General features: G+C 33.4%; 13 protein-coding genes. 2 read left to right on the top strand and 11 right to left on the bottom strand.

Going from position 1 to position 13783, the window contains the following annotated elements; all coding sequences use genetic code 11:
* Positions 1 to 393 precede the first annotated feature (393 nt).
* The 4 genes from Q8X41_RS00065 to Q8X41_RS00050 form a co-directional block, all read right to left on the bottom strand.
* Positions 394 to 1757, bottom strand: a protein-coding gene (locus Q8X41_RS00065; RefSeq protein ID WP_397538234.1) for an IS3 family transposase whose coding sequence is annotated in 2 segments (ribosomal slippage) — positions 394 to 1298 and positions 1298 to 1757 — 1365 coding nt in all. Because the reading frame shifts where the segments join, the coding sequence is not laid out codon by codon here.
* A gap of 111 nt (positions 1758 to 1868) precedes the next feature.
* On the bottom strand, positions 1869 to 2261 hold the full coding sequence (locus Q8X41_RS00060) for a GNAT family N-acetyltransferase (protein WP_397538233.1): 393 nt from the start codon (positions 2259 to 2261) through the stop codon (positions 1869 to 1871).
* Between the two features lie 159 nt (positions 2262 to 2420).
* Positions 2421 to 3998, bottom strand: a complete 1578-nt coding sequence (locus Q8X41_RS00055; RefSeq protein WP_397538232.1) for an FAD-dependent oxidoreductase — start codon at positions 3996 to 3998, stop codon at positions 2421 to 2423.
* Between the two features lie 464 nt (positions 3999 to 4462).
* Positions 4463 to 5026, bottom strand: a complete 564-nt coding sequence (locus Q8X41_RS00050) for a cysteine hydrolase family protein (protein WP_397538231.1) — start codon at positions 5024 to 5026, stop codon at positions 4463 to 4465.
* 121 nt (positions 5027 to 5147) lie between these two features.
* Between Q8X41_RS00050 and Q8X41_RS00045 the strand changes: the two genes are divergently transcribed.
* Positions 5148 to 5582, top strand: a complete 435-nt coding sequence (locus tag Q8X41_RS00045) for an Lrp/AsnC family transcriptional regulator (RefSeq protein ID WP_397538230.1) — start codon at positions 5148 to 5150, stop codon at positions 5580 to 5582.
* A gap of 462 nt (positions 5583 to 6044) precedes the next feature.
* Here Q8X41_RS00045 and Q8X41_RS00040 read toward each other — a convergent pair whose 3' ends face one another.
* The 5 genes from Q8X41_RS00040 to Q8X41_RS00020 all read right to left on the bottom strand — a co-directional run bounded on the left by Q8X41_RS00040 (position 6045) and on the right by Q8X41_RS00020 (position 11189).
* Complete coding sequence (locus Q8X41_RS00040) at positions 6045 to 8018, bottom strand: S9 family peptidase (protein WP_397538229.1); 1974 nt, start codon at positions 8016 to 8018, stop codon at positions 6045 to 6047.
* Positions 8019 to 8343: 325 nt separating this feature from the next.
* Positions 8344 to 8874 (bottom strand): HXXEE domain-containing protein, encoded by a 531-nt coding sequence (locus tag Q8X41_RS00035; protein WP_397540321.1) that lies wholly within the window; start codon positions 8872 to 8874, stop codon positions 8344 to 8346.
* Between the two features lie 125 nt (positions 8875 to 8999).
* Complete coding sequence (locus tag Q8X41_RS00030) at positions 9000 to 9551, bottom strand: SDR family NAD(P)-dependent oxidoreductase (protein WP_397538228.1); 552 nt, start codon at positions 9549 to 9551, stop codon at positions 9000 to 9002.
* Between the two features lie 207 nt (positions 9552 to 9758).
* The gene (locus Q8X41_RS00025) at positions 9759 to 10337 is read right to left on the bottom strand and encodes a TetR/AcrR family transcriptional regulator (RefSeq protein ID WP_397538227.1); all 579 of its coding nucleotides are present in this window, start codon (positions 10335 to 10337) and stop codon (positions 9759 to 9761) included.
* Positions 10338 to 10619: 282 nt separating this feature from the next.
* Positions 10620 to 11189: a dihydrofolate reductase family protein gene (locus Q8X41_RS00020; RefSeq protein WP_397538226.1), complete on the bottom strand. Its 570-nt coding sequence runs from the start codon at positions 11187 to 11189 to the stop codon at positions 10620 to 10622.
* A gap of 270 nt (positions 11190 to 11459) precedes the next feature.
* Here Q8X41_RS00020 and Q8X41_RS00015 point away from each other — a divergent pair, with 270 nt between their 5' ends.
* On the top strand, positions 11460 to 11744 hold the full coding sequence (locus Q8X41_RS00015) for a YciI family protein (protein WP_397538225.1): 285 nt from the start codon (positions 11460 to 11462) through the stop codon (positions 11742 to 11744).
* A 278-nt stretch (positions 11745 to 12022) separates the two neighbouring features.
* On the opposite strand, the gene Q8X41_RS00010 is transcribed toward Q8X41_RS00015, so the two are convergent.
* Both Q8X41_RS00010 and Q8X41_RS00005 read right to left on the bottom strand, forming a co-directional pair.
* Positions 12023 to 12592 (bottom strand): DUF2812 domain-containing protein, encoded by a 570-nt coding sequence (locus Q8X41_RS00010; protein ID WP_397538224.1) that lies wholly within the window; start codon positions 12590 to 12592, stop codon positions 12023 to 12025.
* Positions 12579 to 12896 (bottom strand): PadR family transcriptional regulator, encoded by a 318-nt coding sequence (locus Q8X41_RS00005; protein WP_397538223.1) that lies wholly within the window; start codon positions 12894 to 12896, stop codon positions 12579 to 12581. The genes Q8X41_RS00010 and Q8X41_RS00005 overlap by 14 nt, the downstream gene beginning before the upstream one ends.
* Between the last annotated feature and the right edge of the window lie 887 nt (positions 12897 to 13783).

Below are 13783 nucleotides of genomic sequence, written 5' to 3'. Positions count from 1 at the left end.
CACATCAAAAAAACGATAGTGGATAGTTTCTTGTACTCTACCCTTGCTACGTATGACAATCTTGGAACAGCTATTTATCAACAAAAATATTTAACATTGCCTAAAAATAAATAAATTAAGGACATTACATATTTTAATGACTAATATGTAATGTCCTTTCTTATTCCTCAATCGCGTACGTTTGTGGAATATATCTATTGGTTATATTTCAGGTCCTATTTTCTTCATTGCACCAAAATATTGTGAAGCAGCTTAATTTAGATGTTAGTAGTCCATCTTTTTCTAACGCATTTCCTAACTGATTCTATCCTTCCATTACACCTTTGCCCTAAATGAAAAATGAGCGCTTATCCTTGTTTGAAGTGACCCCAAAAAGTTAGACATTATATTAAGTTAAGCAGCTATAGTGGATTGAATTCGGTATTGTACCGGACTCAATCCTTTTAATTTTCCTTTAATACGTTTGTGGTTGTAGTATTCGATATACAGTTCAAGCTCACGCTTGAAGTGAACCATATTCTCAAATTCTTGTATAAATAATAATTCAGATTTTAATAGTCCAAAGAAATTTTCAATTACTGCATTATCTAAACAGTTACCTTTACGAGACATACTTTGGGTAATACCATTTTGTTTTAATGCATAAGAGTATTGTTTCATTTGATAATGCCACCCCTGATCCGAATGTAAGACAGGGGCATCTCCTTCGGATAAGCAAATAAAAGCTTTGTCTAACATGTTTGAAACAAGTTCATATGTAGGACGGCTTTGAATATTATAGGCGATAATCTCACCATTAAATAAATCTAGTACAGGGGAAAGATATAATTTCTCACCAAATAAATGAAATTCTGTTACGTCCGTTACCCACTTTTCATTTGGTTTTGTCGCAACGAAATCACGTTTAAGAATGTTTGGTGCGATTTTACCTACATTTCCTTTGTAAGAACGATATTTTTTCAAGCGTACAAGAGATTTTAAACCCAATTCCTTCATAAGCCGTTGAACGGTTTTATGATTGATCTGGAAGCCTTGATTACGTAATTCTAGCGTTATTCGACGATAACCATATCTTCCCTTATGGTCGTGATATATAGTAGAAATCATCGATTTCATTTCGGCATATTTATCAGGTCGGTCAAAGCGACTTGTCCAGTAATAATAAGTGCTACGTTTGATTCCTGCTAGCTTTCTTAACTCTTTCACACTAAATTGATTCCTTAGTTCATAGACTACTTGCGCCTTGTCTTTCGTTTTAATGTTTCCTTTTCTTGAACTAAGGCATTCAACTTTTTTAGAAATGCATTCTCCATACGTAAACGTTCATTCTCTGCTTGTAATGCCTCTATAGAACCTTCTTCGAAGATCTGTTTCTTAGCTTCTTTTTGGTTATCTTTCTTCAACTTTGTATGCCCCTTTTTCTTAAGAACTAGGGAGTCTATACTTTCATTTCCAAGACTAATTCGCCATTTTCTAATTGTTCCTGGAGTAGGTAAATTAAACTGTACTGCAGTCTCTAAAGAAGACAACCCGTTCTCGTTCATATAATTGAGTATGTATAGTTTATCTTCAAAAGTATAACGTGTATAGCTCTTTTTAAGAGATTCTGGTCCATGAAATTGATATTTTTCAATCCAAAAATGAAGGGTTTCAGTATTAGTTAAATTGAGTGATTTAGCAATAGAAGTAAGGCTTCCTTCTCCGTTTTCATAACGAAAAATCGCATCTAATTTTTGTTCGAGAGTAATTCTTGCCATAAAAAAGGCACCTCCAAGTGTTAGATTCGTGTCTAACATTTGGGGTGCAGTTCATGTTCAGGATTGCGCCCTTTAATTAAATAACATTAAATTAATTGCAATTGGATACTACTAGGGTTTACTTGTAGAAAATCCCCAAAAGAACAACTCTTCAGTTTCTTTATACATATCCGTACCGATTTTTTCTAATATTCTATGCGAAGCAATATTATCTTTTTCCTTATCAACAATAACGTAAATAACATTTACCTGATTTAACAACCAATTTTTCGAATATCTGATAGCTTCAGTCATAAAATCATTTCCTTGATGTTCAAAGAGAGTATAATACCCAATCACTACTTCACCATTATCATTGGGAGTTCCCTTTATCATTATTCCTCCAACAATCTCGTTTATATCTTTCGAAATGATAATCCAATAGGTACACCAAAAATAATTTTTCTCATCGGCCAAAAACTTTAAGTTTTGACGGTTAGAGGAATTAGTTGTTGCTTTGAACATCTCTTATTTTGGTATTTTTATAGCGTAATACTGTTTGCTGTGGTCTGTATTCTAACCTTATCACTACATTTATTGCATTGAAGTTTATATGGCCCCCGAACCCGAAAGAAAGTAATAAAAATTCGAAATGACCACAGTCGTATTCCCTGTGGATTTATGTCAATAACCGGAGTCTTCCGATGTAAGATTGTCAATCATCTTATGATCATATTTTTGTAACGGTTTTTCCGCTGGACCTTCAATTACATCACCGGTATACGAAAATCTAGAGCCGTGGCACGGGCAATCCCAGGTCCGCTCGCCACTGTTCCATTCAACTTCACATCCTATATGGGTACAAGTTGTGTCTACTATATGCAGCTTTCCTTCTGTATCCTTATAGGCACCCTTTCTTTCCCCATTAATGCTTATGATAGCCCCTTTATCGTTAGGTAACATACTTGGGTTAAGATTGGTCATTTGAAGTTTTCCTTTAATTAACTGAGAAACAACATTTGCGTTTTCTACGAAAAAGTTTTTTAGGCTAGGATTTACGTAAAATCTTGATGGTGTGTATAGTTTTTGAAATCTGCTTTTTTCACCCAATACAAGGTCACATAATAGAAGAGCGGCAGCAGTACCGCTCGTCATTCCCCATTTTCTATATCCAGTAGCTATCAATATATTTGGCTGACCAGAAGTAATTTCCCCGATATAAGGTACCTTATCCAGTGTAGTTAAATCTTGCGCAGACCAGCGATAAGGAATTGTTTCCAGTCCGAAGACTTGTTGGCCAAAGGTCTTCAGAGCCTCGTAGTGTTTCATAGTGTCTATTCCCTGGCCTGTTTTGTGGCTTTCCCCAACAATAAGTACCATTTCCTCCCCGTTAATCGTAACAGATCTAAGTGAACGTGTTGGTGTGCCTGCACTAATAAAGATTCCACCCGGAAATTTACTTTTGGGCTTGGCTGCAAGAACATATGAGCGATTAGCATACATTCTTGTAGAATAAAGCCCAAGTCCCTCATAAAAAGGAAAGTGCGTACAAGCAAGGACATAATCAGCTGTTATTTTGGCCCCGTCCCGTGTAAGGACTGTTGGCCGTGTTCCTGTCTCTAAATTTACCGCTACTGTATCCTCAAAGATGAGGCCGCCTTTTTCAGTAATATTTTGGACAAGACGCTTTAAGTATTTAAGTGGGTGAAATTGTGCCTGGTTTTTCATAATTAGTGCATTTTCAACTTTTATGTCTAAGGGAATTGTATCAACCAGTTCTCCATCAATGTTAAGCCTTTCATATGCATTAAACTCTTTTTGGATCTTTTGTTTATATTCCTCCGTGGTTGCATACATAAATGCGTCCTGTGTACTAAAATCACAATCAATTTGATAGCGATCGATTGTTTTTTTTATAAAGTTCAAGGCTTCCATATTGGCTTCATAATACAACCTTGCTTTACTTATTCCCATTTTATTAATCAACTCATCATATATTAAGTCATGTTGGGCGGTAATCTTTGCAGTTGTATGTCCCGTTGTTCCATTCAGTAATTTGTTTGCCTCCACAATAGCAACCTTCAATCCCTTATTTGCCAAAAGGTAGGCAGCTGTTATTCCGGTAATACCACCACCTACAATAACAGCATCAACATGAATATCATTATCCAATTTGGGGAACTCCGGCAAAACCGTTGAGTCCGTCCAAAAAGATTTAGGGATATCTGGCAAGCCCCCCCCTAAATAATCCTTGTTCGTCATCATATATCCTCCATTCAGTACACTAGTAATATTAGTATAGCCATTCCTCATTCGGCTAAACCTCCCCCTTTCATGTTCTTTTTTGGAGGGTACTAGTGTGGATGAAGCACTTCTATCTTTAATAATGAGAAAGGATATTAAGTGGGCGGAGAAATTAACGTGCAAAAAGCCATCAAGGTTGTTGAGGGGGCAGTCCATCACTGCGTGAATGCATCATGGGATGACCAAGGTTAACCTTTTCAAAGGAATGCTTTCTGCCTTTTCCTATTAGCACCGCATTAATTATTGGCTGCCACAACCCATTTTTGCATTTCACAGTATTGTTCTATACAACCTCTTTTTCTTTTGGTACGGTTCCCCACTATTAATGCTAAATTACATGTTCAACAATCTGACCCTATTCATGAAGAAAGACGCTTTTCTTATTTCAGAAAAGCGCCCGATTGTTGAAGAACATATCAACATCAATATGAACTTGCAGCATTATGTGTTAAAAATTCATTCGTTGTATATATAGTTGCATACATTCCATTTAGGTCACTGATAAACCCAAAGTGAACCTGTTCAGCTGGAACTACTCGGTCTAGATAAATTAAATCTTTTGTTGTACATGCATCTTCGATTACAGTACATTCAAAACCAAAATCTCTAGCTGCTCTTACTGTAGCATCAATGCACATATGTGTCATCATGCCACAAATCACTAATTTCTTAACCTCTTTTTCTTTTAACTTGTTTAGTAATTCTGTATTTAAAAAACTGTTAGGGGTGTGTTTTACGATGATATTCTCTTGTTCTAAAGGTAAAACCGATTTATGAATCTTTACGCCTTCTGTATTTGGAAGGAAAAAACCTGCTCCAGATCTGTTCGAAACATGTTGAATATGGTAAATTTCATACTTTTTAGTTCTAAACCAATCCAGAATTTCACTTGCATTCTTTGCTGCTTTCATAGGATTGTTTAGTTCCATTTTTCCGTTTGGAAAATAATCATTCTGAATATCAATCAACATCAAAGCTATGCTCACTATAGTTCCTCCTTGCTCATGAAATAGATTATAATCAAATCATAAATAATATTCTGGTTTCTATCTATACTCTGGTGAAACTCTTCTACTCAAAATAATTTCATGATGAAAGGAATAATATATGCTACTTGATGATATTGATTTTCAAATAATTCGGTTACTAACTGAGAATTCACGCATTCAATGTAAAGAAATTGGGAAACTTATTCATATGACAGGACAAGCTGTAGGAAATAGAATTAAAAAACTAGAGGATGCTGGAGTTATTAAAGCCTATTCCATTATTCTAGATGAAATAAAATTAGGTCTTTCTTATACAGCTTTTGTGACTGTTTTTATGAAAACAACAAACCACAGCTCTTTTGCTAGTTTTATCAATGAAAGAAAAGAAGTATCGGAAGCCCATAGAATATCTGGAGAAGGATGTTACCTTTTAAAGGTCAAGGTCGAATCTCAAGAACAATTAAATGATTTTCTTAATAAAGTTCTTACATTCGGAAACTATAGATTAAATCTTTCTATTCAAGTAATCAAAGAGCCAACTTACATAATCTAGATGTCGACAATCAATACTGAGTAAGGTTGACATAGTTTAAAAAACGATTGCTCAAATTATTGTTAAAAAGAATGATGTAAACTGTTAGTTCCCAATTCAGTTGGCTCTATCCCAAAGGCTATCATGCCCTGCTCCAAAGTCTTAGAAAAGAACTCTTTTCAATGAAACACTTGTTCAACTAGATGGCGCTTAAATAAAAAATGAGCGCTTATCCTTATTCAAAGATAACGCCCTTTTATGAAATAACTAAATATTTCCTCTATCATAAAATTTTATGTAAACCCGGTCGATTATAAACTTGAGCACCTAAAAAAAATTGTCTAGGTTAGTGTTGACTATCCAGTAGTTGCTAGAGTATTTACAGTAGATCATAGAGCTACATTGACAGGCTAAATAAGAAAAAAGCTTCCTTATGAAGACTGTTTCATCCTTATGTGTTCCGTGAGGATATCCATTTATTAATCATAAAACCCTAAAATCTTTCATACTTTCTCCAAGAATATAGTGTGAAAACCACATCAAATTCTGCTTCATAATAGCCACATTAATTCCTGGCTGGTCAGAACTATATGCCATTCCTTTAAATATGATTAATTCTGTATCAACTTCCATATCCCTTAATCCTTGATATAGCTCATATGCATTTGGAGTTGGGATTCTTGCATCCTTTTCGCCATGTTGGATTAGAGTAGGAGTACATGCTGATTTAATATATGTCATTGGTGATGTTTTAGTATATATCTCTGGATCATTCCATGGATTATTTCCTAAATACATCCTAATAAAGTAAGGTATATCTGTATTTACATAATGGGTACTCCAATTAGTAATTCCACCGCCAACTGAAATAGCTTTAAATCTACTACTAAATGTAGAACAGAAAGCTGATATATATCCACCGTTACTCCATCCCATAACCCCTACTCTATCGTTATCTGCAATCCCTATGTCAACTAGTTTATCAACTCCAGATATAATATCATCGTAATCAGCAATTCCAAGTTTTCTATAGTTTGCTGTTAAGAATTCATTACCATAACCCGAACTTCCCCTGTAGTTTGGTTCTAAAACTATAAAGCCTTTTTCTATAAACTGTTCAATAGGATATTTCTCATTAAAACAGTCTGAAAATATTGGAAAGGATGCCCAAGCCGGACCACCATGGATTACCACTAATAAGGGATATTTTTTATTTGCGTCAAATTCTACTGGGGTTGATAAAACTCCCTCTATTTCAAGACCATCACTACTTTGCCATGAGATTATTTCCCTGTTACATTTAAGCTTTCTTTTGAAAAAGCTATTTTCATTCGTTATTTTTTTATCGTCTAAATAGATTTCAAAGGTTTCATTTGTAATAGCCTTAATAGAAGATATATGATTTCCATCCCTTGTTATAGAAGCATCCATTATAAAGCTATTTACTTTTTCGCTTATCATTTCCACAGTGCCATTCTCAGATAACAACCCAATAAGATAATTAGTTTTATTCTGCCATCTGATTAGTATTCCTTTAGCTGTCCACCGTAATGGAATAACCGTACTATCAAAATCTGTTAAAGGTTGAATTAGCTCCCCATTATTAATATCATATATCTCTAGCGTACTGTCTTGTATATGGGTCTTATAGTAATCCTTCTCCCTTATGCTTGCTGAGTAACATATTTTGCTGCCTTCAGGAGAAAAGCAAACGCTCCCTCCCAACAACTTATCTATATTCACCTTTTGTAGATTTCCAGCTTTTATATCTAGTATGTATAGATCTCCATTAATATAATCTCCCATATTTGAGCTTGGTGTAGCCATTAATACAACCTTTTTCCCACAATTTGAAATATCAAATTCACGGACATGGAAATCCTTACCATCAGTTAGTTGATAAACAACGCTATTTTCGTGTTCATATTTATCATTTTGTATGACTTTTTCTATTTCAATGTAATATAAACAATTATTCTGGTATTCCTTACCTATATGATGGAAATCTCCATATAGTTCCTTACGTTTCTTTATCGTCTCAGATTCTTTTGACTGTGCAACATAATAAAAACCCTTGCCAGTAGGATCCCATTTGAATTTACTGACCCCTTCTTTCTCATCAGTAATTTGAACCCCACTATAACCATCTATTGACTTAACAAAGATCTGATTTTTCTTATTATCCCCGTCACCAACTGGGCTAAGGTATGCGATATCTCTAGAATCTGGAGACCATAATGGGTATGTACTATCTATATCCCTAGTTGTTAATGGGTAACACTGCCCCTTATCTTTTTCATATATCCATACATGATTCCTATATTTATTGTCTTTCCAGTTAGCTGTCTTCTTGACAAATGCTACGTTTTTGCCATTATCACTTATATTTGTACCTGATAAGGTTGGTAATGAAATAATCTCTTCTATACTTAGATATGTTTTTTCATTCATTTCCATTAATAAACCCCCTCGTAACTTTTCTTAAATTATGAATTTATTCATCTTGTTCAAATATTCTAAAAATTCATCTGATCATAATAAACTTGTTCCCCTTATATTCATTTACATACCTATTACAAGATATTGAAAATGTTTCGTACAATATTTCTATACAAAAGCCAAAAATTCCTTCTTCCACTAACTGGCCTTTTAATGAAAATAAGTGCTTATCATTATTCAAGAATAGCGCCTTTTGATGAAATAGCTTTAATATAGCCTTAGTCCTTTATGTACTGGTTATTTATTAAATTAGGTAATTATATTTGTGACAAATTGTTCGTTATCAGAACTTCTGTTTATGTTCATATCGGACTATCCATCGGCTAAATATAGCCATTATCTTATGAATGACACCTATATTGATAACCATAATAATAAAGCACAAAATAGAATACAAAATAATGGTATATAACGAAGATATCTGTATTATTTGCTTAATGATATAAATACAAATGGGCAAACAAATAATGCTTGTTACAATAACAGGAATATATCTCCTTACTATCAATACTTGAAAACAATGTATTAATAAATGTAAAGTAAACGCAATAAATGAGCCTATCCATAAGTCATACCAATTTGTCATATAAGAAATAACAGTGATGATGCTAATTAAAATGAATTCTTCAGCTACCCCCAAAGCGAAAGCAGATGTTGTCATATGCTCAAAATGAGGTAGTAATTTTTTGGATAATGTAGGAAACCTTTCACATATATAATCTCTATTTTTATTCATCCATGCTCTCATAAAAATAATTTCTTCAAAATCATGGAACATAAAAAGGATTGGGAAAAGCCATATAATAACTTGCATATTGTTCATTTAACAACACTTCTTCCCACTTTTTTTCTAGCTAATAATTCTGAATTACCACTTGAAAACCAGTAACTCATAAGAAAAAAAACGTTGAAACTAACGAATCTATTTTTAACCGTAAACTACTTACTTTGCTTTTGGAATTTCTTCATAAGACTTTCAAATAGCGGTAACCTTATACTCTTTGGTAAAAATCGTCCTAACCCTTGAAAGATAATACTATTCGTCATTCCTGGTAATAAGGTAGTCTTAATTCCAAGAGAATTAAGAGCCAACATAGCGACTTTTTCAGGTTCCATAAGGCCGGGGGTACTAATTCCTGAACGTTCCTGAAATTTAGTGTTCATTGCTCCAGGACATACGGTTAAAACATCAACATTGTACTTTTTTAAATCTTGCGATATAGATTCCCCAAAGTTCAACAGTGCTGCTTTACCTGAGTAAACGCTCCATAATGGCACAGAGGTATAAGCAACTGCAGAAGAAACTAAAATGACCCCACCCTGACCACGTTTAACCATCTCATTAACAAAAAAATATGTAAGTGCTATTGGAGTTTTTAAAATGGTTTCAAGCAGTTTACTTTGGTTCTCCCAATCTTCACAATAAAATTCCCCAGTAATGCTATAACCGGCATTGTTGATCAATAACTCTATCTCTAATGGCCGAGTCACTTTTTCAATTTTGGAAAGAATCTGGAGTTGATAAATCCGTCGCTATTGTTTTGACTTGAACATGATATTGATTCCTGATCATTTCTTTGGTTTGTAAAAGAGTCCTCTCATCTCGTGCAATTATTACTAAATGAACCCCCTTCTCTGCTAATAAGCGAGCAAATTCCTGAGTAAATACTCAATATTGGTCAAAAAAATAAAGTATATTTAATTAGAAATATCAAGTCCTTTTAATATTAGAGTTACTATATTCTTAATATAGGTATCATTTTCAAGAGGAAATTCATCTGATGCTCTTTCTCCAACCAAATAATGTGTTAATAAGGTTGAAAGAAACATCGACGCAGCCAATTCGATTGTCTCTTCTTCAATAGGAACAGAAACAGCCCTTGTCAGATGAATGTTTATTTCTTGAGACATTGAATGAATAAGGTCAATAACCTTTTCATTTACATCTTTGTTCTGCATCATTTCAGGGGACCAAATAAATGACAAGAAACTTTTATTAAGATATAAAAAATCGGAATATAGATGTCCCAATTGAATTAAAGCCGGAATGGGCTCCATTTCCAATAATTCCTTCATCTCCTTGCTCATTGACCCAATAAATGAAAACTCACGGAGTAAATGATTAAGTAGTTCAGTTTTATCTTTAAAATAATAGAAAATAAGACTTTCTGCTACATCACTTTTTAATGCAATTTCTTTTGTTGTTGTTGCTTTAAACCCCTGTTCTGTAAAAAGCTTCAATGCAGTTTGTACGATCTTATCCTTTTTTGATATCAATAAATCCACCTCTAATTGTCTGAAAGTTTGAGTGTTTACTCAATTATAAACCAAATTAAAATTATGTCAAGATTTCCCATTAATCTGAACCGTAATTATAGTGAACCCCTTTACTATCACTTCATAAATATCAATTTTCTTTAAATGTGCTCTTCCACATCTGTCCCTTTAATGAAAAAGACGCAAATCCTTCCTCTGGAAATGCGCCCGATTGCTGAAGAAATGACAATAAGTATCTTCGAATGATATTTATTGCATTTCATTTTAAAATGTGCAATTTTATTAATTCGTATTCAAATGATAGATTAGTTGCACAACACCAGATGAGAATGTTCTTGTATCAACCATGTTTAAATTTAACCTTTGTTTTATATCAGTAAACAGCGGTTTTCCTTCTCCCAAAATAACAGGATGAACAGATAATCTAAATTCATCAACAAGCCCTAAATTGATAAAAGTTGTAATTAGACTTGATCCACCATAAAGCCAGATGTCTTTACCAGGCTTATTCTTCAATCTATTTACTTCTTCAAGAATGTTATCATTAATGTAAATTGTTTTATAATTAGACCCTTTTTGCGTTTTAGAGAATATAACTTTTTCTTTACTATGAATTAATTCCCACATTTCTTTATCAGTATTAGGATCTTCTATTTCTGGAGTAAATTCTCCCCATAAATCGTAGCTTTTTCTTCCATAGAAAATAGTATCAATTTGATTTAAGAAATTAATAAATCCCATCTCAGAGTCCATGATGCACCAATCAACTTCTCCATTTTTCCCTTCAATAAAACCATCTAAAGTAACTGCTAAATCTAAAATAATTTTTCTCGATTTTACCCTATTAGACACAATTCTTCCTCCCTTGAATTATTTAAATTGTGTTTCTCTCCGATTTTTTATTTTATCATTATTTACACAATTAGTTATTCAAGAGTATGGCCCTTATTTTAAAAGTGTGTGTCATTTTGGATACATTTCAAAAAAATTTTCTACCCTATTGAAACTATGAAAATGTTGATTCCAGGGCTCACGTTTGCTTATCAAATGGTGCACCTTTGAGTTTCTAGATGATTGTGGTTAAAATAGAAGGAAAAAAATCAATATATAGGAGAGTGAATTATGGAATTTCTTGTAATTGCCAAATCGAAGCGTGAAAATTTTGCGGCAACAATGACGTCTGATGAACAAGCAATCATGGGAAAGCATGTTGAACATGTACACCAAATGTTTTCTGAAGGTAAGGTTGTATTTGCTGGTCACGGACCATTTGGTATCTATGTTTTCAGAGCTGCGTCGCCAGAAGCCGCTCAAGAAATGTATGAAAATGACCCACTAGTAAAAGCAGGAATCGCAATTACAGAATTGCACCCGTTTCAAGTTGGCCTAATTGAAAATCGAAAGTAAGTTAAAAGACGCTGAATAAGGCGCTCTTTAAGCTTACTTTATGCCATTGGTTACAAAAGGATTAAGCAGACTTACTGAAACTAATACAGCGACTATTAGTGTGAAAGACAAAACCCATTCTGTTTAGAATGGGTTTTAAATTATGTTCTCCATCTAAACTACCATTTAACTAATTTGAGCGCTTATCCTTTTTCAAGGATAGCGCACGATTGTGGTAGATAAATTATCCTCAATTACTTTTTTGGATTAAAAAAGTTCATACTTAACTCCCTAACATATTATTTTTCTTTTAACATTGAATACTTTCGATAAGCTTTATAGAAACTGCTACCAAAGAAAACAACCATAAGGGCGGGAAGCGACCTCAAAAGGGCAAATGGAGTTTCAAATAAAAATGCTTTCCAAAATAATGCACCTTTCATACTCCAAAGACCTTCAGCTAAATATAAACCCGAATCCTTGTAAAGCATATAAGAAAAAGCCAATAACAGTATACCTAAACCAGATGAATAACCCATTAATCTTTTATAATAATTACCCTTTGATTGGCGGTCCGAGAAAATTTCATTTTGATCATCATCTTCTTTTTGCCAATACCGTATTCCACCCAACCAGTACCCCTTTATATAAATCCAACCAAAATCTTCATATATACCCTTGTATTCCTCGAACTTTTTCTTTGGTAAATAATCTTGATAATCAAGTCGCATAACATATCTTTTGTCAGTTTTTTTGAAAGTGTATATTCCTAATCCACTAATATTTGTACAGCGATAGCCTTTTTGTAATTGCTCGTTCAGCCATTGCTCTTCTCTTTCAATATCAAAAAACATCTTAAATTTCTTCATTCGATTCACCTCCTTCGTACAGGGATAAAATATGCGATAGCCTTTCTTGTTCCATTTTCAAAATGGCGCTTCCTTCTGCAGTTATCATATAAACTTTTCTCCGACCTGACTCTCCAACAGGTTCAATCCAACCATGCTTATTTAAGTTTTCAATCGCACCGTATAATGTACCAGCTGCTAAAATAACAGAACCGTTACTTATCTTTTCTATCTTCTGCATTACGGCATAGCCATGGAGTGGCTCACGCAAAGCTAATAAAATATAATGCATGGTTTCAGACAACGGCAATAATTTATGTTTCATACTCTCATCCTCTATTCAGTTCGACTATATAGTTCAACTTAATAATAACTTAATACAGTTCAACTGAATAGTCAACAACATTTTAAATTCATCGAAGGAACTGAAAGTAAAACTTTTATAATTAGGCAAAAATTCAATCTAAAAAAGTCGATTTCCTTTAAGTTGGGAAATCGACTTTTTGTGTAATCTTATTCAATTAAATGGCCCGATTGCTGAACAAGAAAAAATTCTGCATTAACACATCAGAATTTTTTATCAAACTTTGATATGAACGAACAGACTTTTTAATAAATTATCAATCTTAATTCAAAAGCTACAGCAAAGGCATAGACTTTGCTTTGTTTCTTCTGAATTGTAAATAATAACCATTTTAAAGAAGTTATTTAATATGGATTTATCCAAATAAAGCAATTTATAAAAATGGTGCATGAAAACATGACTAATGTCGGCATTAACAATATTCGTCTTTTCAAAACAAATTTATATATATGAGGCGACCCTTTCTTAATTGATACAATTAAAAGGCTTATTAATAGGGCCGCTAGAAAATACTCTGGTAATGCTATGATGAATATAGTGACATCTCCAATACCTAACAATGCATCGAGGAATATTGCGTAACCCAATAATCTTAACTTACCGCAATTTAATTGTATGTTGAATAGCAATCGAGTAATAATAAGTTTTATATTCAAGTTTATTTCAGCTTCTTTCCGTTAAGTTTAAGCTTTTTTATGTTTAGAAAATCGCATTAATATTCTAACTACCAGCATGATAGAAAAGCCAATACCATAATAAAGTGCATAACCAGATTGACCATCTTTATAAGTAGAAATACATATAATGATGATGAATAATATAGTAAATATTGAGAGGATTTTTCCCAT

Origin of the sequence: Rummeliibacillus pycnus (genome assembly GCF_044359855.1) — a bacterium.
GTDB lineage: Bacteria > Bacillota > Bacilli > Bacillales_A > Planococcaceae > Rummeliibacillus > Rummeliibacillus pycnus_A.
Note: the sequence above shows the minus strand (reverse complement) of the source record. Positions and strands in the feature narration are given on the sequence as shown.